General features: G+C 68.9%; 20 protein-coding genes. 4 read left to right on the top strand and 16 right to left on the bottom strand.

The features are described 5' to 3' along the window. The 5 genes from BLS74_RS06030 to nac (BLS74_RS06010) form a co-directional block, all read right to left on the bottom strand. On the bottom strand, positions 1-987 hold the full coding sequence (locus tag BLS74_RS06030; protein ID WP_093103755.1) for a 5-oxoprolinase subunit C family protein: 987 nt from the start codon (positions 985-987) through the stop codon (positions 1-3). Beyond that, positions 984-1,652 carry a 5-oxoprolinase subunit PxpB gene (gene pxpB, locus BLS74_RS06025; RefSeq protein ID WP_093103754.1) on the bottom strand — a complete coding sequence of 223 codons (669 nt, stop codon included), beginning with the start codon at positions 1,650-1,652 and terminating at the stop codon, positions 984-986. Before pxpB ends, BLS74_RS06030 begins: the two co-directional genes overlap by 4 nt. Then, positions 1,649-3,001, bottom strand: coding sequence for an acetyl-CoA carboxylase biotin carboxylase subunit (gene accC / locus BLS74_RS06020; protein ID WP_093104155.1), 1,353 nt, complete (start codon positions 2,999-3,001; stop codon positions 1,649-1,651). Before accC ends, pxpB begins: the two co-directional genes overlap by 4 nt. A 12-nt stretch (positions 3,002-3,013) precedes the next feature. Continuing rightward, complete coding sequence (locus BLS74_RS06015) at positions 3,014-3,430, bottom strand: acetyl-CoA carboxylase biotin carboxyl carrier protein (protein WP_093103752.1); 417 nt, start codon at positions 3,428-3,430, stop codon at positions 3,014-3,016. 133 nt (positions 3,431-3,563) lie between these two features. After that, on the bottom strand, positions 3,564-4,502 hold the full coding sequence (gene nac / locus BLS74_RS06010; protein WP_170855518.1) for a nitrogen assimilation transcriptional regulator NAC: 939 nt from the start codon (positions 4,500-4,502) through the stop codon (positions 3,564-3,566). 318 nt (positions 4,503-4,820) lie between these two features. Here nac (BLS74_RS06010) and BLS74_RS06005 point away from each other — a divergent pair, with 318 nt between their 5' ends. Both BLS74_RS06005 and BLS74_RS06000 read left to right on the top strand, forming a co-directional pair. After that, positions 4,821-6,029 carry an aspartate transaminase gene (locus BLS74_RS06005; RefSeq protein ID WP_093103749.1) on the top strand — a complete coding sequence of 403 codons (1,209 nt, stop codon included), beginning with the start codon at positions 4,821-4,823 and terminating at the stop codon, positions 6,027-6,029. Between the two features lie 35 nt (positions 6,030-6,064). Then, positions 6,065-6,736, top strand: coding sequence for an RraA family protein (locus BLS74_RS06000; RefSeq protein ID WP_093103747.1), 672 nt, complete (start codon positions 6,065-6,067; stop codon positions 6,734-6,736). Positions 6,737-6,750: 14 nt separating this feature from the next. Here BLS74_RS06000 and nac (BLS74_RS05995) read toward each other — a convergent pair whose 3' ends face one another. Further along, positions 6,751-7,674 carry a nitrogen assimilation transcriptional regulator NAC gene (gene nac, locus BLS74_RS05995; protein WP_093103746.1) on the bottom strand — a complete coding sequence of 308 codons (924 nt, stop codon included), beginning with the start codon at positions 7,672-7,674 and terminating at the stop codon, positions 6,751-6,753. 88 nt (positions 7,675-7,762) lie between these two features. Between nac (BLS74_RS05995) and BLS74_RS05990 the strand changes: the two genes are divergently transcribed. After that, a complete protein-coding gene (locus BLS74_RS05990; RefSeq protein ID WP_093103744.1) occupies positions 7,763-8,731 on the top strand; it encodes a LysR substrate-binding domain-containing protein in 969 nt (322 codons plus the stop codon). 3 nt (positions 8,732-8,734) lie between these two features. On the opposite strand, the gene BLS74_RS05985 is transcribed toward BLS74_RS05990, so the two are convergent. The 10 genes from BLS74_RS05985 to BLS74_RS05940 all read right to left on the bottom strand — a co-directional run bounded on the left by BLS74_RS05985 (position 8,735) and on the right by BLS74_RS05940 (position 20,117). Then, positions 8,735-9,457: an HpcH/HpaI aldolase family protein gene (locus tag BLS74_RS05985; protein ID WP_093103743.1), complete on the bottom strand. Its 723-nt coding sequence runs from the start codon at positions 9,455-9,457 to the stop codon at positions 8,735-8,737. A gap of 15 nt (positions 9,458-9,472) precedes the next feature. Next, positions 9,473-10,276, bottom strand: coding sequence for an SDR family oxidoreductase (locus BLS74_RS05980; RefSeq protein WP_093103741.1), 804 nt, complete (start codon positions 10,274-10,276; stop codon positions 9,473-9,475). Next, positions 10,276-11,964, bottom strand: a complete 1,689-nt coding sequence (locus BLS74_RS05975; RefSeq protein WP_093103740.1) for a hydantoinase B/oxoprolinase family protein — start codon at positions 11,962-11,964, stop codon at positions 10,276-10,278. Before BLS74_RS05975 ends, BLS74_RS05980 begins: the two co-directional genes overlap by 1 nt. Positions 11,965-11,975: 11 nt before the next feature. Next, positions 11,976-14,066, bottom strand: coding sequence for a hydantoinase/oxoprolinase family protein (locus BLS74_RS05970; RefSeq protein WP_093103738.1), 2,091 nt, complete (start codon positions 14,064-14,066; stop codon positions 11,976-11,978). A 38-nt stretch (positions 14,067-14,104) separates the two neighbouring features. After that, positions 14,105-14,833, bottom strand: a complete 729-nt coding sequence (locus tag BLS74_RS05965) for a branched-chain amino acid ABC transporter ATP-binding protein (RefSeq protein WP_093103737.1) — start codon at positions 14,831-14,833, stop codon at positions 14,105-14,107. A gap of 16 nt (positions 14,834-14,849) precedes the next feature. After that, positions 14,850-15,623 (bottom strand): ABC transporter ATP-binding protein, encoded by a 774-nt coding sequence (locus tag BLS74_RS05960; RefSeq protein WP_093103735.1) that lies wholly within the window; start codon positions 15,621-15,623, stop codon positions 14,850-14,852. Beyond that, positions 15,613-16,644, bottom strand: coding sequence for a branched-chain amino acid ABC transporter permease (locus BLS74_RS05955; RefSeq protein WP_244503775.1), 1,032 nt, complete (start codon positions 16,642-16,644; stop codon positions 15,613-15,615). Before BLS74_RS05955 ends, BLS74_RS05960 begins: the two co-directional genes overlap by 11 nt. Positions 16,645-16,684: 40 nt before the next feature. After that, a complete protein-coding gene (locus BLS74_RS05950) occupies positions 16,685-17,557 on the bottom strand; it encodes a branched-chain amino acid ABC transporter permease (RefSeq protein ID WP_093103732.1) in 873 nt (290 codons plus the stop codon). A gap of 34 nt (positions 17,558-17,591) precedes the next feature. After that, positions 17,592-18,797, bottom strand: a complete 1,206-nt coding sequence (locus BLS74_RS05945; protein ID WP_212733643.1) for an ABC transporter substrate-binding protein — start codon at positions 18,795-18,797, stop codon at positions 17,592-17,594. Positions 18,798-18,908: 111 nt separating this feature from the next. Next, entirely contained in the window at positions 18,909-20,117 is a 1,209-nt protein-coding gene (locus tag BLS74_RS05940) for an aspartate transaminase (protein WP_093103731.1), read from the bottom strand. 254 nt (positions 20,118-20,371) lie between these two features. Here BLS74_RS05940 and BLS74_RS05935 point away from each other — a divergent pair, with 254 nt between their 5' ends. Next, positions 20,372-21,145 carry a glucose 1-dehydrogenase gene (locus BLS74_RS05935; RefSeq protein WP_093103729.1) on the top strand — a complete coding sequence of 258 codons (774 nt, stop codon included), beginning with the start codon at positions 20,372-20,374 and terminating at the stop codon, positions 21,143-21,145. Positions 21,146-21,272 lie beyond the last annotated feature (127 nt).

Here is a 21,272-nt window from a genome sequence, read left to right as displayed (position 1 = left end):
TCAGTTCATGCGCGGCGCGCTGCGGTGGAGGTCCACCATGCGCCGCACCCTGTCGAGCCAGGCCTCGATCTCGTCCAGCGCGGCCACTGCCTCGTCCCAGCTGCTTTCGACGAAGCGGATGCGGCTGCCGATCGGCGCCTGGCCGAGTCGCCAGAGATCGGCCTCGATCACGGTGCCGAACTTGGGGTAGCCACCCGAGGGCTGGGCATCGCGCATCTGGATGATGGGCTGCCCACTGTGCGGCACCTGGATCACGCCGGGCACGATGCCGTGCGAGCGCATCTCCATCGGCGCGATCGGCCGCAGCGCCTCGCCGTCGAGGCGATAGCCGTAGCGGTCGCTCTGGGCCGTGATCTTCCATTCGCCGGCCCAGAAGGCGGCGCGCGAGGCCTCCTCGAAGCCCAGGTATTCGGCGGCAGGCAACACCCGCACTGCGGGCAGGCCGTCCACCTGCAGCGGCAGGCTCAATGCCGGCGGCACGAGGCCGAAGCCGGTCTGGCAGGACTGCCCCTCGCCCACCGCGCGCAGCGCATCGCCGCGGCGCAGCGCGCGGCCCTCGTGTCCGCCGAAGGCGCCGCGCAGCTGGGTGCTGCGCGAGCCCAGGACCTCGGGCACGTCCACGCCACCGGCCAGGCACAGCATGGCGCGGCTGCCGCGATGCCTGCCGCCCTGCGGCAGGCCCAGCGTGAGCGTCTGCCCCGCGCGCGCCTGGTGCACCCACCAGGGCAGGAGCGGCGCTTCGTCGAGCCGCGCCGCGCAGTCGGCGCCGGTCAGCGCGAAGGCGCAGTCCTGGTCGAAGCGCAGCTTGAAAGGAAACACCGGCACCTCGATGGCGGCCGCATCGGGCCCGTTGCCCAGCAGCAGGTTGCCGGCCGCCAGCGCCAGCTTGTCCATGGCCCCGGAGGTGCCCACGCCCCAGCGCAGGCTGCCGGTGCGCCCCATGTCCTGCACGGTGGCCAGCGCGGCGGACGAGAGCACTTCGATCATCGGATCACCCCCTGGACCCGGAAGCGGATCATGTCGCCCGGCTGCAGCCTCGCCGGCGGGTCCTGCGACGGATCGAAGAAGGTCATGGCGGTGCTGCCGATCGTGTTCCAGCCGCTCGGGCCGGCCGAGGCCGACACGCCGGTCTGCACGCCACCGATCGACACCGCGCCGCCCGGAATGCTCAGCACCGGCACCTTGCGCCGCGGCGTGGCGATGCGCGGGTCCATGCCGCCCAGGTAGCAGTAGCCCGGATGGCTGCCGAGCGCGTACACCGGATAGACCGGCGTGCTGTGGCGCTCGACGATCTCTTCCACGCTGAGCCCGGTGTGTGCCACCACGTCGGCCATGTGGGGGCCGCCCTCGCCGCCGTAGACCACCGGGAGCTCGACCACGCGCCCTTCGAGCGGCAGGGCCTCCGCCGCGTCCCAGGCGGCGTGCAAGCGGGCCTCCAGCGCTTCCAGGGCAGCTGTGTTGCGCGGCGCTCGCTCGAAGGTGAGCATGAGGTTGTTCATGCCCGGCACCGCCTCGCGCACCTCCGGCCAGGCCTGCGCCTCTCGCGCGAGGGCCCAGATGCGCTGCTGCGAGGGTAGCGCGAGCTCGCCGGGTGCCTCGAAGAGCAGCGCCGTGGTGCCCAGCAGGCTGACGGATGCGGTCGGTGCGATCACGCGAGGCTCCTTCGCTGCAGCCAGCGCTCGAGGTGGTGGATGTCCACGCCGCCGGCGGCGAAGCCCTGGTCGCGCAGGATCTCGCGGTGCAGCGGCACGTTGGTCGAGATGCCCTCGACGCGCATCTCGGCCAGCGCCAGGCGCATGCGGTCGAGCGCATCGGCGCGCGTGCTGCCCTGCACGATCAGCTTGGCGATCATCGAGTCGTAGTACGGCGGCACGCGGTAGCCGGCACCGGCATGCGAGTCCACGCGCACGCCGAAGCCGCCTGGCAGCTGCCAGCCGCTGATGCGCCCCGGCGAGGGCGCGAAGGTATCGGGGTTCTCGGCATTGATACGGCACTCGATGGCATGCCCTTCACAACGGACGTCGGCCTGCGTGAAGCCCAGGCGCTCGCCGCGCGCCACGCGCAACTGCTGCTGCACGATGTCGATGCCGGTGGTCATCTCGGTCACGGGGTGCTCCACCTGGAGGCGGGTGTTCATCTCGATGAAGTAAAAGGCGCCCTGCTCGTACAGGAACTCGAAGGTGCCGACGCCGCAGTAGCCGATCTGCCGGCAGGCCGCGGCGCAGCGCTCGCCGACCTCGCCCAGCAGCGCCTCGTCGATGCCGATGGCCGGCGCCTCCTCGATCACCTTCTGGTGGCGGCGCTGCAGCGAGCAGTCGCGGCTGCCGAGCCATAGCGCATTGCCATGGCTGTCGGCCAGCACCTGGATCTCGACATGGCGCGGATGCAGCAGGAACTTCTCGATGTAGACCTCGGGGTTGCCGAAGGCGCGGCGCGCCTCCTCGCGCGTGAGCGACATCGCCTCCGGCAGGGCGGCTTCGTCGTGCACCACGCGCATGCCGCGACCGCCGCCGCCGCCCGCGGCCTTCACGATCACCGGGAAGCCGATCTCGCGCGCCAGGGCGAGGACCTCCTCCGGGTCCTCCGGCAGGCTGCCGTCGGGGCCGGGCACGCAGGGCACGCCGGCGCGCCGCATCGCGCGCTTGGCCGCGACCTTGTCGCCCATGGTGCGGATGCAGGCGGCGCTCGGGCCGATGAAGACGAGGCCGGCCTGCTCGACACGTTCGGCGAAGCCGGCGTTCTCCGACAGGAAACCGTAACCCGGATGGATGGCCTGCGCGCCGCTGACTTCGGCGGCGAACAGGATCGCGGAGGGGTTCAGGTAGCTCTGCCCGGGCGCGGCGGGGCCGATGCACAGGGCCTGGTCGGCCTGCGCCACATAGCTCGCCTCGCGGTCGGCTTCGGAATACGCCGCCACGGTCCGGAGCCCGAGGCCGCGGCAGGCGCGCTGGATGCGCAGGGCGATCTCTCCCCGATTGGCGATGAGCACGGTGTCGAACATGGCCATGGTCCCCTATACGCCGTCGAAGCGGAACAGCGCCTGGCCGGCTTCGACTTCCTGTCCCGAGCGCACCAGCACCGCCTGCACCGTGGCGTCGCGTTCGGCGCGCACCTCGTTGAAGACCTTCATGGCCTCGATCACGCACAGCGTCTGGCCCGCCTTAACGGTTTGACCGGCCTGCACGAAGGGCGGCTCGCCGGGCGTCGGCTGAAGGTGCACCACGCCGTAGAGCGGCGCGAGGCATTCGGCCGACGCTGGCGCCGCAATGGGCGCATCGTGCGCCGCGATCGCTGCTCGCCGGCGCGGCGTCGCCGCCAGCGCCGACTGCTTCACCAGCCGCAGCGTGCTTCCGTTCTCGCTGTACTCCAGCTCGCACAGGTCCGATGCGGCCAGCGCGTCGATGAGCGTCTTGATCTGTTCCTGATTCATGCCGGGCCGTCTTGGGCGACGGAACATCCTGGGTGACCGACGCGTTCGACGAACGCGTGACGGCAGGCATGAAAGGTAGCGGGCCGCGGGCACAAAGCCCAAGACGGATTGGCTGTGCCGCAATAAGGGCGGCTTATGACAAGGCGCTCAGCTCGGGTTCGGGCGTCGAGGCGACGGTGCCGGCAAGGTCGACGACGAGCTCGAGCAGGATGTCCTTCACCGCTTGCGCCGGTTCGGAAAGAGGCAGGTGGTCCGACTGACAGAGCGCGAGCGGCGCCTCGATCACCGGATCGACGATGCGGAACTGCCAGGCGCCGCAGGCCGCCACGACCTCGCGCGCCATCGATGCCGGCAGGATGGTGGCGCCCAGTCCGTCGGCGATGGCGGCGGTCAGGGTGAAGGCCGATTCGATCTCGGCCACCACGCGCGGCACCATGCCGGCGCGCACGAAGGCCGCATCGACCAGCTTGCGCACCACGTTATAGGGGCGCGGCAAGAACAGTTCGATCTCGCGCAGGTCGGCCAGCCGCACGGGCTCGGCCGGCGCCGGCATGGAAGCCGGCCCCACCAGGAACAGGGATTCCTTCAGCAGCGGCAGGAAGGACAGCCCGTGGATGGCCTTGTCGCCATAGAGCACGGCCAGATCCATGCGGCCGTTCATGATGAGTTCGCTCAGCGTGGTGCCGTAGTTCTCGTTGAGGTAGAGCAGGATGCCGGGATGCCGGGCGCGCACGGTGCGCAGCAGCGGCAGCGACAGCGCGGAGGCTGCGGTGCCGGGCGCGAGCCCCACCGACACCTGGCCCGACAGGCCCTCGCCGGCGGCCTCCATGTCGACGCGGGCCTGCTCGCACTGCCGCAGGATGATCTGGGCATGGCGATACAGCACCTTGCCGGCCTCGGTGGGCGTCACGCCGCGCTTGGTGCGCACCAGCAATTGCTGCCGCACCTCGCCTTCGAGCGTGGCGAGCTGCTGGCTCAGCGCTGGTTGCGCAATGAAGAGCACCTCGGCCGCCTGCGTCAGGCTGCCGATGTCCACGATCTTCACGAAGTATTTGAGGCGTCGGAGGTTCACGCCTTGTCTCCAAGCAAAAGCTGAGCCTAGCACTGGGGCGCAGGGGCGCCTAGATGCGATGTGTCCGGGGTGCGGAGGCGAGCGTGTCTTGCTCCCTCTCCCTCTGGGAGAGGGCGGGGGTGAGGGCACCGGACGGTCGAGACGCCCGTGCCGATGGACAGGCACGATGCCCTCACCCTAACCCTCTCCCAGAGAGAGAGGGGACCAGACAGGAGTCACCATAAGCTCAGCCTATCGAACCAGAGCGATCTCATCTTGGCCGAGGTGGAGCGATGTGCGTACCGTTGGGTCCGTACATCCCGCACCCAAGGAAGATCCGTGACCACCTCCCGCATCGCCGCCCGCGTACGGCGCATCAAGCCTTCGCCCAGCACCTCCGCCGCGGACCGCGCCAACGAGCTGCGCCGCCAGGGCAAATCGATCGTCAACCTGGTGGTGGGTGAACCCGACTTCGACACCCCGCTGCATATCCGGCGCGCCGCCGCCGAAGCCATGGACAAGGGCGCGACGCGCTACACGCTGATGGCCGGCACGGTCGAGCTGCGCCAGGCCATCGTCGCCAAGCTGGAGCGCGAGAACGGCCTCTCGTATGCATTGAACGAAATCATCGTCACCAGCGGCGCCAAGAGCGCGATCTACAACGCCTTCGCCATCACGCTGGAACCGGGCGACGAAGTGATCATCCCCGCGCCCTACTGGGTGTCCTACCCCGACATGGTGCTGGCCTGCGAAGGCAAGCCCGTCATCGTCGCCTGCCCGGAGGCCCACGGCTTCAAGCTCACGCCCGCCCAGCTCGAGGCTGCCATCACGCCGCGCACGCGCTGGCTCCTGATCAACTCGCCGAGCAATCCCACGGGCGCCAGCTACACGGCCGACGAATACCGCGCGCTGGCGGATGTCCTCATGCGCCATCCGCACGTGATGGTGATGACCGACGACATCTACGAGCACATCCGCTTCGACGGCCGCTCGACGCCGCACATCCTGGCGACCGAGCCCTCCTTGCGCGAGCGCACGCTGGCCGTCAACGGCGTCTCCAAGACCTATGCGATGACCGGCTGGCGCATCGGCTGGGCCGCGGGCCCGGCCGATCTGATCACGGCGATGGACACCCTGCTCTCGCAGTCCGCCGGCAACTGCTGCTCGATCAGCCAGGCAGCCGCCGCGGCGGCGCTCAACAGCGATCAAAGCTTCGTGGCCGAGAGCGTGGCGGTCTACAAGGAGCGGCGCGACCGCACGCTCGCGCTCGTCAACGCAATCCCCGGCCTGAGCTGCGCCACGCCGCCCGGCGCCTTCTACCTCTACATCCATTGCGCCGGCCTGATCGGCAAGACCACGCCTGCAGGCAAGCAACTGAACGAAGACGGCGACGTCGTGATGTACCTGCTGGAAAGCGCGGGCGTGGCCACGGTCGCCGGCACCGCCTATGGGCTCTCGCCCTACTTCCGCCTGTCCATCGCCACCTCGATCGAAACACTGGAAGAAGGCTGCACGCGCATCGCCCGCGCGGTGGCCGAACTGCGCTGAGCGCACGAACCATCGCCGCCACCAAGGACACACCCATGCCATACAAAGCCATCCGCAAGAACCCCTCGGCCGCGCAGGTCGATCCGAAGATCCTGGCCGCGCTGCGCGAGATGCCCGTCGCGGCGCTGAGCGACAACATGCACCGCAACATCGGCACCACGGGCCTGAACCCCTATCACCGCCCCGTCGCCCGGACCATGGCAGGCACGGCCGTCACGGCGCGCTCGCGTGGCGGCGACAACCTGACGTATTTGCGCGCCCTCGAGTTCTGCCGTCCCGGCGACGTGCTGGTGATCGATGCCGGGGGCATCCTCAACAACGCGGTGGTCGGCGGCATCCTGTCCTTCTACGCCGCCCACATCGGCGTCGTGGGCGTGGTGGTCGACGGGGCGATCCGCGACGTGGCCGAAATCCGGGCGCGCGAGTTCCCGGTCTACGCACGCGGCGTCACCCATCGCGGCCCGTACAAGGACGGCCCGGGCGAGATCAACGTGCCGGTGTCCGTCGGCGGCATGGTGGTCAACCCCGGCGACATCGTGGTCGGCGACCAGGATGGCCTGATGGCCTTCGCGCCGGACGAGGCCGAGCTGTTGATCGAGAAGGCACGCGCGCACCTGGAGACCGAAGCCGAGACGATACGGGCCATGAAGGAGGGTCGATGGGACCGTTCCTTCATCGACGCGCTGGAAGCCCGCTGCCCCAACTGAAAACGAGCGGGCCGTCAATGCAAGGTATGCAGGCCGACTTCGAGTTCGAGCTGGCCGACCAGTTCGAGCAGGATGGCCTTGACCACCTGCGCCGGCTCGGAAAGCGGCAGATGATCGGACGCGCACAAGGCCAGCGGCACCTCGATCGGCGGTGAGACGATCCGGTGCAGGTGCACGTCGGCGGTCGCGGCGACCCCGCGCGCGGCCGACACCGGCAGGATCGTCGCGCCCACGCCGGAGGCGACCGCGGCCGCCAGCGTGTTCGAGGATTCCATCTCGGCCACGACGCGCGGCACCATCTGCGCCGCTGCGAAAGCCTGGTCCACGTACCTGCGCAGCTGGTTGTTCGCGCACGGCAGTAGCAGGTCGATGCCGTCCAGGTCGGCCAGCGCCACCTCGCCCCCCCTGCGCAGCAGTCCCTCGGGCGCCACGACGAACAGGTCCTCGGTCAGCAGCGGATCGAAGGAGAGGCCCTGCACGACGCGCCCGCCGCCGTACAGCACGGCCATGTCCATGCGGCCGCTGCGCACCACGTCGCACAGCGTGGTGCCGAAGTTCTCGTTGATGTGGAGCACGATCTGCGGATGGCGTCCCTGCACGGCCCGGAGCAGCGGCAAGGCCAGTGCGGAGGCCGCGGTGCCCGGGGCCATCCCGACCGACACCTGGCCCGACAGGCTCTGACCGGCGTTGAGCACGTCGGCCTGCGCCTGGTCGAACTGCCGCAGGATGATCTGCGCATGGCGGTACAGCGCCTTGCCGGCCTCGGTGGGCATGACGCCCTTCTGCGTGCGCAGCAGCAGCTGTTGCTTGAACTCGCCTTCCAGCGTCGCCAGCTGCTGGCTCAGCGCCGGTTGGGCGACGTGGAGCACCTCCGAGGCCTGCGTCAGGCTGCCGACGTCGACGATCTTCACGAAATACTTCAAACGCCTGAGATTCACGGGGGCCTCGTTGATGCTCTCGGGACGGAGCCAAGCAAGCATCGAGCCACCGATTGGTCGCGTCAACCGGGGTTACGATCAGCCGGCAATGACGGTGAACTTCAAGACGCTCAGGAGCTTCGTGACGGCGGTGGATGCGAAGAGCCTGTCCGCCGCGGCGCACCAGCTGCGCGTCGCCCAGCCCGCGCTGAGCCAGCACATCGCCTCGCTCGAGGAGCATTTCAAGCACCGGCTGCTCAACCGCTCGAACGCCGGGGTCACGCCGACGCGCGCCGGCAGCGAGCTCTACCGGCATGCGCAGATCATCCTCAGCCATCTCGAGCAGGTGGAGCGCGAGCTCACGAGCCGCAGTGACGCCAGCTTCATCGCCGGCGCCGTGTCGGTGGGGCTGGCCACCTACAGCACGGCGTCGATTCTCTCGATGCCCCTGTTGCAGGCGGTGCGGCGCGAATATCCCGACGTGAGTCTCTTCATCAACGACAACTTCGGCCTGGTGCTCAGCGAGATGGTGATGACCGGGCGCATGGACATGGCCGTCATCTATGCGGCCGGCCCGATCAAGGGCGTCACGCTGCAGCCCCTGTTCACGGAGGAGCTGTGTCTGATCGCGCCGCCGGAGATGCAATTGCCGCCGGGCAGCGATGAGACTGTCGCCCTGCGTTCACTGGCCGACATGGACCTGCTCTTGCCCAGCCGCACGCACTTCCTACGCCGGCTGATCGACGAGGCTTTCGCGCGCATCGGCGTGGTGCCGCGCATCACGGCCGAGATCGAGTCGGCCGCGACCCTGCGCCAGGCGATCGAGGCCGGCGTCGGCGCCACGATCCTGCCGTCGGCCTCGGCGCATGCGACGAGCATCGCGGCGCAGCTGGTCATTCGCCGGATCGTCGAGCCCGGCCTGCAGGCCACGGTGTCGCTGTGCGTGCCGGATCACCTGCCGATGTCCGACCAGGCGCGCGCGGTGCTCGACATCCTCAAGCGGCAAATCGACGACCTGTTCGCCGACGGCCGCCTGGTCGGCATTCGCGCGCCAGAGCTCGACGCGACGCCGCGCTGAACCTCAGTGCGCTTCTGCAGCGAGCGGCGCGCTGAGCTGCCGCATCACGCCCACGCCTTCGGCGACGAAGGGATCGGCATGGTAGTAGAGCAACTGCGCGCCGACCGACACCAGATGCGCGACGTCGTGCCGCACGACCAGCGTGCCGGCCACCTTGCCGGCGGCGCGAATGCGCTGCAGCGTCTGGTCCACCAGGTCCAGCACCGGTTGCGCCCGGCGCTTTCCCGCCGCCACTGCAGGCGAATAGCCCATCGACTGCGACAGATCGCCGGGGCCGACGAAGAACACGTCGATGCCTTCCACCGCGAGGATCTCGTCGAGATTGCGCACCGCTTCGACCGACTCGACCATGCCGATCAGCAGCCGGGCCTCATGGTCGTCCGGGCAGGCGTAGCGGAAGGTGTGCACCACCTGGCGCGCGATCTCGGCGGTGTGGATCAGCGGCACCATCACGCCGTCGGCGCCGGCGTTGAGGCAGCGCGTGATGGTCGAGCGCTCCTGGTTCTGCGGCCGCACGATGCCGAAGCCACCGGCGTAGCGCGCGGCCTTGGCCATGTGGTGGATGTCCTCGAAGCCGGCCAGGCCGTGCTCGCAGTCGATGAAGACCGAGTCGGCGCCCGAGCGCACCAGCTTCTCGCACAGCGTGGGCGAGATGTGGTTGGGGTTGACCATCAGCACGGAATCGCCGCGTGCCAGGCGTTCCTTCAATGATGACGAAGTGCTCATCGCGTTGTCTCTCGTTCAGGGTTTGCCGGGCGTGCCGTCGGGCGCGCCGAGCCAGCGGCTGATCTCGACGTCGGGGCCCTGGTCGCGCGCCAGCGTGGGGCTGATGACCAGCTGCTCGATGGTGGTGCCCTGCGGCAGCGTGCAGGCCAGCAGGATGGCGCGCGCCACGTCCTCGGGCGCCACCATCGCGGCGCGCTCGGCGGCGCTGGGCGGGCGCACGCGGGTGTCCATGATCGGCGTGTTCACCTCGCCGGGCAGGATGGTGGTGGAGCGGATGTTGTTGTTGCGGAAGGTGGCGTGCATGAAGCCCATCAGGTTGCTCACCGCCGCCTTCGCCGCACCGTAGGGGGCGCCGCCGAGCAGGTTGGGCCGCACCGCCGCCAGCGAGGAGACGGTGACGATGGTGCCTGCGCCCGCGGCCAGCATGCCGGGCAGCACGGCCTGGATCAGCACGTAGACGGCGGTCAGGTTGACCGAGATGGCCGACTCCCAGTCGTCCGGCTCGATCCAGCGGATGTTGCGCACGCGGCTGGTGAGGCCGGCGTTGTTGACCAGGATGTCGACCGGGCCGACTTCGGCCTCGGTCCAGCGCACCAGCGCCTGCAGTTGCTCGCGTTCCTGCAGATCGGCCTGGCGCGCCCAGGCCTCGCCGCCGGCGGCGCGGATCTCGGCCACCACCGCGTCCAGCGGCTCCTTGCGGCGGCCCATCACCACCACGCGCGCGCCCTCGGCCGCGAGCATCAGCGCCGTGGAACGGCCGATGCCGGAGCCGCCGCCGGTGACCAGCGCGACCTTGCCGGAGAGTCCGGTGCCGGCCATCACGCCACCGCCTTGGCCGGCGTTGTCGGGGCCAGCGCTTCGTAGCCGTAGTCGGCGAGTGCGCCCGCGGCGCTGATCAGGCCCTGTCGCAGGTCGTCCTCCACCAGTTCGCGCGAGCGCTGCTGGGCATCGCCCCAGCCGCCGCCGCCCGGCAGCTCGATCATCAGCCGCTCGCCCGGGCCGAGCACGAGCCGGCCCTTCGGAAACACGTGGCGCCCGTCGTGCATCACCGCGCCGTTGCGGCCGGCCTGGCCGCCCAGCACGCCCAGGCAGGGGTGCTTCACGTGCTCGGTGCTCAGGTAGATGTTCATCTCGCGGTCCGACAGGTTGCGCATCACGCCGCGCTGGCCGAGGCCGCCGCGGAACTTGCCTGGGCCGCCCGAATCGGGGATCAGCTCCTTGCGCTCGGTCAGGATCGGCACCGCCATCTCGTACATCTCGATCGGCGTGACACGGCAGTTCGACGGGAAGCTCAGCGTGTCCAGCCCGTCCATCGACGAACGCCCGCCCTGCCCGCCGTGGAAGTTCTGGGCGCTGCCGTAGGCGCTGCCGTCGGAGCGCTGGCCCTGGCAGTTGATGCCCCAGATCGGCGCGCCGCCGCTGTCGCCCATGGCGCCCTCGGGCACCACGTTCTGCAGCGCCTTGAAGATCAGGCTCGGGATCACGTGGCCCACCAGGTTGCGCGCCGCGCCGGCGGCATGCGGCCGCGGGTTGAGGATCGAGCCCGCGGGCGCCGAGTCGGTCAGCGGGATCATGCAGCCCTCGTTGTTGGGCGTGTCCGGATCGAGCAGGCACTTGAGCGCGTAGACGCTGTGCGCGACGCGGTAGTGCGGCACCACGTTGATGCCGCGGGCCACTTCCGGCGAGGTGCCGGTGTAGTCGACGTGGATGGCATCGTCGCCCACCTCGACGCTGACGCACAGCTTCACGTCGCTCTCGAAGCCGTCGATGGTCATCTCGGCCTTGTAGCTGCCGTTGGGCCAGGCCGCGATGGCCTGACGCATGAAGCGCTCGGAGCGGCTGAAGATCGCCTCGCCGAGTTCGTTGCAATCGTCCAGGCCGTACTCGTCCATGAAGCGGCTCAGTTCGCGGCACATCACCTCGTTGGCCGCCACCATGCTCTGGATGTCGCCGCGCACCTCGTGCGGCAGGCGCACGCTGGCCTCGATCACCGCGAACACGTCGGTGTTGGGCTTGCCGGCCTTGAAGAGCTTGAGCATCGGGATGCGGATGCCCTCCTCGAACATGTCGGTCGAGTCCGGCGACTGCGGGCGGCCGCCGATGTCGGGCAGGTGGGCGATGCTGCCGGCATAGGCCACGATCTTGCCGTTGCGGAAGATCGGCGTGAGCATCACCATGTCCGGCAGGTGGCCGGTGCCGATCACCGGGTCGTTGGTGGCGATCACGTCGCCCGGCTCCAGCGATTCGGGCGGAAAGGCCGGCAGGAAATAGTTCTGCGCCGCCATCGGCAACGTGGTGATGAACACCGGGATCGACCAGGTGCACTGGGCCAGCGCGCGGCCCTTGGCATCGAGCAGCACGGTGACGTAGTCGTGGTTCTCGCGCACGATCGGCGAGAAGGCGGTGCGGCCGAGCGCGATGTCGGCCTGGTCGGCGATGAAGACCAGGCGGTCCCACATCACCTGCAGCGTGATCGGGTCGTTGAAGTCGGGTTTCAGCATGGACATGACGGGTCCCTTCAGGACAAAAGCATGATCAGGTTGTGCTCGGCGTCGAGCGAGGCGGAGGCGTTCGGCCCCATCACCACGGTCGATTCGCGCTGCTCGATGATGGCCGGCCCAACGACCGGCACGCCGGGCAGCAGCGCGTACTGGTCGTAGACCGGGGTCAGGGCGTACTTGCCGAGTTCGGAGAAGAACACCGGCCGCGTGCCCTTGCGCGGATCGCGCACGGCGCCGGCTTCGCCGCGCAGCCCGGCGAGCGACACCTCGTGTTTCGGGCCGCTCGCGCGGATGCGCCAGGTGATGACCTCGGCATCGGTGCCGGCGACGGCGCGGCCGTACAGCGCGACGTAGTTGGCGTGGAAGCGCGCCAGCAGCTCCTTCAGGAAAGCCGGGTCGGCCGGGTCCAGTTCGGGCAGCGGCACCGAAATTTCGTAGCCCTGGCCCACGTGGCGCATGTCGACGGTATAGGAGAAGCTGATGCGGTCGGCCGGCACCTGGCTGGCCAGCACCACCTCGCGGCCCTGCGCCTGGAGCGCGGCCTTGAGCGCGTCGACCGCCTTCGGGTCCCAGGCCGACAGCCGCATCGGCAGGCTGGTCGAGAGATCGGCGGCCACCGGCGCGCCGAGCAGGCCGATGGCCGAGGTGACGCCCGCGCCCAGCGGGCAGATCACCTTGCGGATGCCGAGCTTGCGCGCCACGCCGTAGGCATGCACCGGGCCGGCGCCGCCGAAGGCGATCAAGGGCAGCGCACGCGGGTCCACGCCGCTGTCGGTGGCCTGCATCGAGGCGGCCTCGGCCATGCTCTCGTTGACCATGTCGTGGATGCCCCAGGCGCAGCGCTGCGGGGTGATGTCGAGCTCCTTCGCCAGGCGCGCCATCGCGGCCTCTGCCGCCGGGCGGTCGAGCGCGAAGTCGCCGCCGAGGAAGGACTTCTCGTCGAGGTAGCCGAGCAGCAGATCGGCATCGGTCACGGTCGGCTCGGTGCCGCCGCGGCCATAGCAGGCCGGGCCGGGCGCGGCCGCGGCGCTGCGCGGGCCGACCCCCAGCAGGCCGAGCCGGTTGCGTGCCGCGATGCTGCCGCCGCCGGCGCCGATCTCGATCATGTGGATCGACTGGATCTTGAGCGGGAAGCCGCTGCCCTTGCGGAAGCGCGCGTGGCGCGCCACTTCGAGTTCGTTGGCCACCATCGGCTGGCCGTTCGGGATCAGGCACAGCTTGGCGGTGGTGCCGCCCATGTCGAAGGACAGCACGCTCGGTTCGCCGGCCCGGCGCGCATAGTCGGCGGCGGCGACCGCGCCGGCCGCCGGACCCGACTCGATCAGGCGCACCGGCGTGCGGGAGGCGGCCGAGCTCGGCACCACGCCGCCGCTCGATGTCATCCACAGCAACTGGCCGTCGATGCCACGCTGCGAGAGCTCGCGTTCGAGGTGGCTCACGTGCCCGACCATCATCGGCCGCGTGTAGGCGTTGGCGACGGTGGTCGACGCGCGGTCGTACTCGCGCACCTCGGGGCAGACCGTCGACGACAGCGACACCGAGATCTTCGGCGCCACCTCGGCCAGCAGTTCGGCCACGCGCCGCTCGTGCTGCGCGTACTTGTAGGCGTGCAGCAGGCACACGGCCACCGAGTCGACCTTGCGCTCCACCAGCGTGCGGCCGATGGCGCGCACGCCCTCCACGTCGAGCGCCGTGATCACGGTGCCGTCGGCGGCGATGCGCTCGACCACGCCGAAGCACAGCTCGCGCGACACCAGCGGTTCGGGGTACTGGATGCGCAGGTCGTACAGGTCGTAGCGGCCCTCCGTGCGAATGCGCAGCATGTCCTGGAAGCCGTCGGTGGTGATGAACGCGGTGTTCACGCCCCGGCGTTCGAGCACGGCGTTGGTGACGACCGTGGTCGCGCCGAGGATCTGCAGCGTGCCGCGCGTGTCCGCCCTGCCCGCGTGGTTCGCGCGCACCTTGGCCAGCAGCTCGTCCACGCCCTGCAGCACGGCGCGCGCGGGGGCGTCCGGCGTGCTCAGCACCTTGTGCAGCAGGATCGTGCCGTCGTCGTCCGTCATGGCGAAGTCGGTGAAGGTGCCGCCGGTGTCGAATGCCAGTTTCATGCTTTTCAGCTCCTTGAATGTTCGGTGGATGTCGGCGCTCAGGCCGGCGCCGCGTCCGACGCGCGACGGCCCGTCATGAACAGTTCGCCGAGGTCCGCGTTGCTCAGTTCGCCGACCGGGCTGTCCCAGATCACCTTGCCCAGGCGAAGCACCACGGCGCGCTCGGCCGCCTGCATCGCCTTGCGGGTGTTCTGCTCGACCAGCAGGATGGTTCGGCCGCCCTGATGCAGGCGCTTGAGCTCGTTGAAGACCAGCGTGATCGCCTGCGGCGAGAGGCCCACCGAGGGCTCGTCCACCAGCAGGATCTCGGGCCGGCGCAGCACCGCCATCGCCATCTCCAGCAGCTGCTGCTCGCCGCCGGACATGTTTCCGGCAAGCTCGTTGCGGCGCTTGCGCAGGATCGGGAACAGGTCGTAGACGTACTCGCGCTCGCCCTTCAGGTCGCCGTCCTTGAGGGTGTAGGCCGCCATCTCCAGGTTCTCGTCGATGGTCATCAGCTGGAAATTGCAGCGCCCCTGCGGCACGTAGGCAATGCCGTGCGCGAGCATCTGTTGCGGCCGCAGGCCGGCGATGTCCTTGCCCTTCCAGCGGATCGCGCCGCCCTTGTGCGTGGTCATGCCGAACAGCGACTTCAGCAGCGTCGATTTGCCGGCCCCATTGGGCCCGAGCAGCGCGATGAATTCGCCGTGGCGGATCTTGAGGTCCACCCCGTGCAGGATGTCCAGGTGGCCGTAGCCGGCATACAGCTTGTCGATTTCGAGTTCCATGGTCGGGTCTCCCATGTCAGCCTCCGAGGTAGGCCTCGATGACCTCCGGGTTGCGCACGACGGCTTCGGGTGTGTCGTCGGCCAGCTTGGCGCCCTGGTGCAGCACCACCACGCGATGGCTCAGGTTCATCAGCACGTCGGTGTTGTGCTCGATGACGACGAAGGTCACGCCCAGCGTCTGGTTGGCGTGCTCGATGCACTGGATCACCTTCTCGATCAGCACCGGGTTGATGCCGGCCAGCGGCTCGTCGAGCAGGATCAGCTCGGGCTCGGGCATCAGCATCGAAGCGAACTGCAGCAGCTTCTGCTGGCCGCCGGACATGTGGCCGGCCGGCTGGTGCGCCACGCGCGAGAGGCCAGAGACCTCGATCAGCTCCCGGGCGCGTTCGCGCAGCGCCTTTACGCGCCGCTGCGCGGCCGGCCCGATCCAGAAGGTGGACAGCACGCTGGGGAAGCGCGACATCTGGCCCGCGAGCACCAGGTTCTCTTCCGAATCCAGCGTCGGGAAGACCACCGTCTTCTGGAAGCTGCGGAGGAACCGGCCTTCGCGCGCGATCCGGTTCATCGGCCAGCCCGTGATGTCCACGCCCTTCAGCAGCACGCGGCCGGCGTCGCTCTTCTGCAGGCCGGTGCAGCAGTCGAACAGAGTCGACTTGCCGGAGCCGTTGGGCCCGATCAGGCCCATCACCTCGCCGCGCCGGACCTCGATGTCCACGCCTTGCAGCGCAGCCACCGCGCCGTAGTTCTTGCGCAGCCCTTCGATGCGCAGCATGGCGTGTTCAGCGGACATCGCGCTGCTCCTTGCGGCCGCCCTGGCCGATGCGCGCGATGCGCTCGGCCGCGCCATGGAACAGCGGTGCCAGCCCCTGCGGGAACAGGAACACCAGCCCCAGCAGCACGAAGCCGTAGATCACCATGCGCAGCTCGGGCGTGATCCGCAGCGCCTCCGAGACGGCCACGAAGACGAAGCTGCCGATGATCGCGCCCGGCACCTTCCCGACACCGCCGCCCAGCACGATGATGAGAATGGTGTTGGAGTAGTAGGCCTGGAACACCAGCGGGCTGACCACTGTCGAGAAGTGCGCGTAGAGGCTGCCGCCGAGGCCGGCGAACACCGCGCTCAGCATGAACACGATCAGCTTGTAGGTCCAGGTCGGCACGCCCAGCGATTCGGCCAGCGTCTCGTTGTCGCGGATCGCCACCATGCAGCGGCCGGCCGGCGAGCGGATCAGCGCGACGAAGGCAGCCACCGCCAGCGCGGCGAGCACCAGCACGAGATAGAAGTACTCGGGCGCCCTGACGATGGTGAGTGCCACATCGCCGAAGCCCAGCGTCGGCCGCGGCACGCCCGACAGGCCCATGTCGCCGCGCGTGAGCTCGACCCAGTTCTTCGACACGACCTGCGCGATCACCACCATGCCGAGCGTGCACATCACGAAGGAGGTGTCGCGCAGCCTCAGCGCCGGGATGCCGAGCGGCAGCGCGACCAGCCCGGCGAGCAGGCCGGCGCACAGGAAGTTCACGAGGAAAGGCGTGCCGAAGTGGATCGACATCAGCGCCGATCCGTAGGCGCCGAGGCCGAAGAAAACGCCCTGCGCCAGCGACAGCATGCCGGTGTAGCCGAGGATCAGGTTCAGGCCCAAGGCAGGCAAGAGGAAGATCATCGCGAGCACCATCGCGTGCAGGTAGTAGTCGCCCAGGAAGAGCGGCGCCGCCAGCAATGCCGCCATCGCCAGCGCGCAGGCGCTCCAGTTCACCGTGGCCAGCCGTGCGGCCGGCAGGCGGGGCGTATCCAGCGTGGTGATTGACATCGTCGTCCGTTCCATTCGTGAATCTCAGAAGCTCATGGGCTCAGAAGCGGGCTTTGCTGCTGAACAGGCCGTGCGGCCGCAGCATGAGCATCAGGAGCAGCGCGACGAAGCCGACCGAGTCGCGGTACTGCAGGCCGATGAAGCCGGCCACCAGGCTCTCGACCACGCCGAGCAGGCAGCCGGCGATCAGGGTGCCGCGCACGTTGCCCATGCCGCCCATCACGATCACGGCAAAGGTCTTGAGCGTGATCGACTCGCCCATGCCGCCGTAGATGCTGACGTTGATCGGGCCGGTCAGGATGCCCGAGAGCGCGGCGATGGCGACGCCGATCAGGAAGGTGCGGCGCACCACCTGCTCGACGTCGATGCCGTTGACCTGGCAGCACTCGATGTTCTGCGACACCGCGCGGATCGAGCGGCCCAGGCGCGTGCTGCGCACCATCCACTCGAGCGCTGCGAACACGGCGAGCGTGACCACCACCAGGATCACGCGCTGCTGCGACATGCCGAAGTCGCCGAGCTCGATCGGCTCGATCCAGCCGCCCGAGAACACCTTGTAGCCGCCGCCGAAGGCCAGGATGACGACGTTCTGCAGGATCAGCGACAGGCCCAGCGTGGCCAGCACGCCGGCCTGGAAAGGCTGGCCGATGAGCCGCTGCATCACGCTGCGGCCGATCAGCACCGCGATCAGCGACACGATGGCCACGCCGCCGACGATGGCCAGGCTGTAGTCGGCCATCAGCTTCGACATGACCCACCAGGCCGCGAAGGTGCCCAGCATGTAGTACTCGCCGTGGGCGAAATTGATGGCCCGCAGCACGCCGAAGATCATCGTCATGCCGGCGGCGACCAGCGCGTACACCGACCCGGTGATGATGCCGTTGACGATCTGCTCGAGGATGAAGGAACTCACGTGGGTGTCCCGGCGGGCGGATGAAGTCGGCGCTTCACTTGACCGCGTAGTCGATCTTGGTGGTGATCGTTCCCTTGATGGCCGGCTTGCCGTCGGTGATCTCCAGCAGCACCATCGGCAGCACGGCCTGGTTGTGATCGTCGAAGGTGACGATGCCCATCGGGCTGTCGTACTTGATCTTGGCGAGCGCATTGCGCACGTCCTCGCCCTTCAGGCTGTTGGCGCTCTTGATGGCCTGCGCGATCAGCTGCAGCGTGTCGTAGTGGGTGTAGGCGTGGTTGTTCGGCATCTCGCCGCCATGGGCCTTCTGGTAGTCGTCGACGAACTTGAGGCTGCGCGGCGCCGGCACCTCGGGCAGCCAGGCCGCCGCCTCGACCGCGCCGTTCATGACCTTGGGCGCCGCGGCGATGGTCTCCTTGGTGTTGAACTCGCCGTTGCCCACCAGCGCCACCTTGCCGGCCAAGCCCAGCTCGAGCATCTGGCGCGCGATGATCGGCGTGGTGTCGGCCTGTCCGTAGAGGATGATGGCCTGCGCGCCGGAGCGGCGGATCTTGCTGAGCACCGAGCGGAAGTCGGTCTCCGAATCCTTGTAGTAGTCCTCGCTGAGGATCTCCGCGCCCTCGTACTTCGGCAGGTAGCGCTTGGTGAACTTGATGGCGCCGCGGCCGTAGTCGCTGTCCACCGAGAGCACAGCGTATTTCTTGAAACCCTTGGTCTTGGCGGCGTACTCGAGCACGGTGGCCGCGCGCACCTCGTCGGTCGGGTAGTTGCGGAAGGTCCACTTGAAGCCGCCGACGCCGGCCTTGTGGGTGATGTCGGGGTTGGACGATGCCGCGTTGACCAGCAGCACCTTCGACTCCTCCACCATCGGCTGCATCGCCAGGGTCACCGAACTGCAGACGTCGCCGATGATGATCGCCGTCTTCTCCAGGCTGATCATGCGCTGCGTGGCCGCCACGCCTTCGGCCGGCACGCACTGGCTGTCGCCGCTCACCAGTTCGATCTTCTTGCCGAGCACGCCGCCGGCGGCATTGATCTCCTTGGCGGCGAGCGCGGCGCCCTTGTTGGCGAAGGCGCCGTAGCGCGCGTTCGGGCCGCTCATGGGGCTGATGATGCCAATCTTGAAGGTGTCGGCGCCCTGTGCGCGCGCGGACGTGAAGGCGCAAAGACCGGAGAGCGCGACGAGCGCCATCCAGGCCGCGGCGCGCATGTTCGTCGTTGTCGTGGGGTGGCAGCTCATCGCAGTGCTCCAATCAATGAAAAGGGGTTGGAAGAATGATAGGAAGGCCCTTGCCGGCGGGCCAATACGTCATGCGTCTTCACGTATAAGCGTTCTTGATGGGGCGCGGCATCAGCTCAGCCGCGCAACGGCGCGGGCGATGCGCCGGCAGCCCTCTTCGATCTGCTCGACGCTGGTGGCGGTCGACATGCGGAAGTAGGGCGACATCCCATAGGCCGTGCCCGCGAGCACCATCACGCCGCCGGCCTCCAGCAGGTGGATCACCACGTCGTTGTCGGTCGCCAGCGTCTTGCCTTCGGGCGTGCGCTTGCCGATCAGCCCGCCGCAGTGCGGGTAGAGGTAGAAGGCCCCGCCGGGCGCGCGGGCGCGGATGCCGGGAATGGCGTTGAGCATTCGCAATGCCGTATCGCGCCGCTTGCGGTAGGTCGCCACCCATTCCGGCAGGAAGGTGGGCTCGGCATTCAGCGCCACCACGGCCGCCGCCTGGCTCACCGACGAGACGCCGCTGGTGGACTGGGACTGCAACATGTCCAGCGCCGCGATGATGTCGGCGGGGCCGGCCGCATAGCCGATGCGCCAGCCGGTCATCGCATAGGTCTTGGACACCCCGTTGACCACCAGGGTGCGATCGCGCAGCGCCGGCTCGATGGCCAGCAGGTGCCGTGGCGGCACGTCGTCGAAGCGGATGTGCTCGTAGATGTCGTCGGTCAGCACCATCACCTGCGGGTGGCGCAGCAGCACGTCGGCCAGCGCGCGCAGCTGGGCGCCGGTGTAGGTGGTGCCGGTCGGATTGGTCGGCGAGTTGAAGACCAGCCAGCGCGTAGCCGGCGTGATCGCCGCCTCGAGCGCCTCGGGCGTGAGGCGGAAGTCGTCCTCCTCGCGGCAGGCCACGATCACCGGCGTGCCGTCGCAGGCCAGCACGATGTCCGGGTAAGACACCCAGAACGGCGCGGGCACGATCACCTCGTGCCCCTCCTCCACCGTGACCGACAGCGCATTGAAGAGCGCATGCTTCGCGCCGCAGGTGACGATGATCTCGCGCGGGCTGTAGGCGAGGCCGTTCTCGCGCTGGAGCTTGGCCGCAATCGCCTCGCGCAGGGCCAGGGTGCCGGCGACCGGGGTGTAGCGCGTCTCGCCGCGCTCGATCGCCTCGCAGCCGGCCTGCCGGATGTGGGCCGGCGTGTCGAAATCGGGCTCGCCGATCGCCAGGTTGATGATGTCCCGGCCCTCCCTGCGCAACTCGGCAAAACGATCTGCAGCGGCGCTGCTCGGGGACGGCTTGATGCGGCGGATGCGCGTCGAGATGCGGGACGGGCTCACGGGATTTCCTCTTCGGTGGCGATATTCGCAACGGTAGGCCTGTCCCGGCGCGGAAGCCAAGACGGCTTTGCTCTAGGGGTGTCGCATCCGCTTATGGGCCTGCGCGCCCCGCATAAGCTTTTGCTATACAGCCAGAGCGATCTCGTCTTGGTCGCGACCGGCGGGCTTGCGTACCGTTGCGCTCATTCGCGATCGGCGAAGCGATACTGCGCTACTCAGCCACGCAACACACGCACCTTGATGGAGACACCGCCTTGAATCCCGTCCTCAAAAGCTTCGACCTCAGCGGGCGCACCGCCCTCATCACCGGCTCCAGCGCCGGCATCGGCTACGCGCTGGCGCGCGGACTGGCGGGCGCCGGCGCGCGCGTGATCCTCAACGCGCGCAGCGCCGACAAGCTCGAACAGGCCGCGGCACGGCTGCGCGAGGAAGGCTTCAGCGTCTTCACCGCCGCCTTCGACGTCACCTCGGGCGAGGCGGTGGGCGCGGCCATCGAACGCATCGAGGCCGACATCGGCGCCATCGACATCCTCGTCAACAACGCCGGCATGCAGCGCCGCGGCCCGCTCGACCAGTTCGAGGAAGCGCACTGGCACGAGCTGATGAAGACCAACGTCGACAGCGTGTTCCTGGTCGGCCAGGCGGTGGCGCGCCGGATGATCCCGCGACAGCGCGGCAAGATCATCAACATCTGCTCGGTACAAAGCGAGCTCGGCCGCCCCGGCATCGCGCCCTACACCGCCAGCAAGGGCGCAGTGAAGATGCTGACCAAGGGCATGGCGATCGACTGGGGCCAGCACGGCATCCAGGTCAACGGCCTGGGGCCGGGCTATTTCAAGACCGAGCTGACCGATGCCTTGGTCAAGAACGAAGAATTCACCGCCTGGCTGGTCGGGCGCACGCCTTCGCGCCGCTGGGGCGACGTGGAGGACCTGGTCGGCGCGGCGGTGTTCCTCGCAAGCGATGCCTCCAACTTCGTCAATGGCCACATCCTGTACGTCGACGGCGGCGTGACGGCCACGCTCTGAACCCGCCAAGGAGAATTCACATGGAAGCACTCGTCATCCACGCCCCCGGCGATTTGCGCGTCGAAGAAGTCGACACCCCCGAACTCGGCCTCGGCCAGCTGCAGGTGCGCGTGCGCTGCGGCGGCAT

Source organism: Variovorax sp. CF079 (assembly GCF_900101545.1).
Classification (GTDB): Bacteria; Pseudomonadota; Gammaproteobacteria; order Burkholderiales; family Burkholderiaceae_C; genus Variovorax.
Note: the sequence above shows the minus strand (reverse complement) of the source record. Positions and strands in the feature narration are given on the sequence as shown.

Coding starts and splice junctions, on each gene's coding strand:
- BLS74_RS06030 (WP_093103755.1), bottom strand. CDS start 987: ATGATCGAAGTGCTCTCGTCCGCCGCGCTGGCCACCGTGCAGGACATG.
- accC (WP_093104155.1), bottom strand. CDS start 3,001: ATGTTCGACACCGTGCTCATCGCCAATCGGGGAGAGATCGCCCTGCGC.
- BLS74_RS06015 (WP_093103752.1), bottom strand. CDS start 3,430: ATGAATCAGGAACAGATCAAGACGCTCATCGACGCGCTGGCCGCATCG.
- BLS74_RS06000 (WP_093103747.1), top strand. CDS start 6,065: ATGCCATACAAAGCCATCCGCAAGAACCCCTCGGCCGCGCAGGTCGAT.
- BLS74_RS05990 (WP_093103744.1), top strand. CDS start 7,763: ATGACGGTGAACTTCAAGACGCTCAGGAGCTTCGTGACGGCGGTGGAT.
- BLS74_RS05985 (WP_093103743.1), bottom strand. CDS start 9,457: ATGAGCACTTCGTCATCATTGAAGGAACGCCTGGCACGCGGCGATTCC.
- BLS74_RS05980 (WP_093103741.1), bottom strand. CDS start 10,276: ATGGCCGGCACCGGACTCTCCGGCAAGGTCGCGCTGGTCACCGGCGGC.
- BLS74_RS05975 (WP_093103740.1), bottom strand. CDS start 11,964: ATGTCCATGCTGAAACCCGACTTCAACGACCCGATCACGCTGCAGGTG.
- BLS74_RS05970 (WP_093103738.1), bottom strand. CDS start 14,066: ATGAAACTGGCATTCGACACCGGCGGCACCTTCACCGACTTCGCCATG.
- BLS74_RS05965 (WP_093103737.1), bottom strand. CDS start 14,833: ATGGAACTCGAAATCGACAAGCTGTATGCCGGCTACGGCCACCTGGAC.
- BLS74_RS05960 (WP_093103735.1), bottom strand. CDS start 15,623: ATGTCCGCTGAACACGCCATGCTGCGCATCGAAGGGCTGCGCAAGAAC.
- BLS74_RS05955 (WP_244503775.1), bottom strand. CDS start 16,644: ATGTCAATCACCACGCTGGATACGCCCCGCCTGCCGGCCGCACGGCTG.
- BLS74_RS05945 (WP_212733643.1), bottom strand. CDS start 18,797: ATGAGCTGCCACCCCACGACAACGACGAACATGCGCGCCGCGGCCTGG.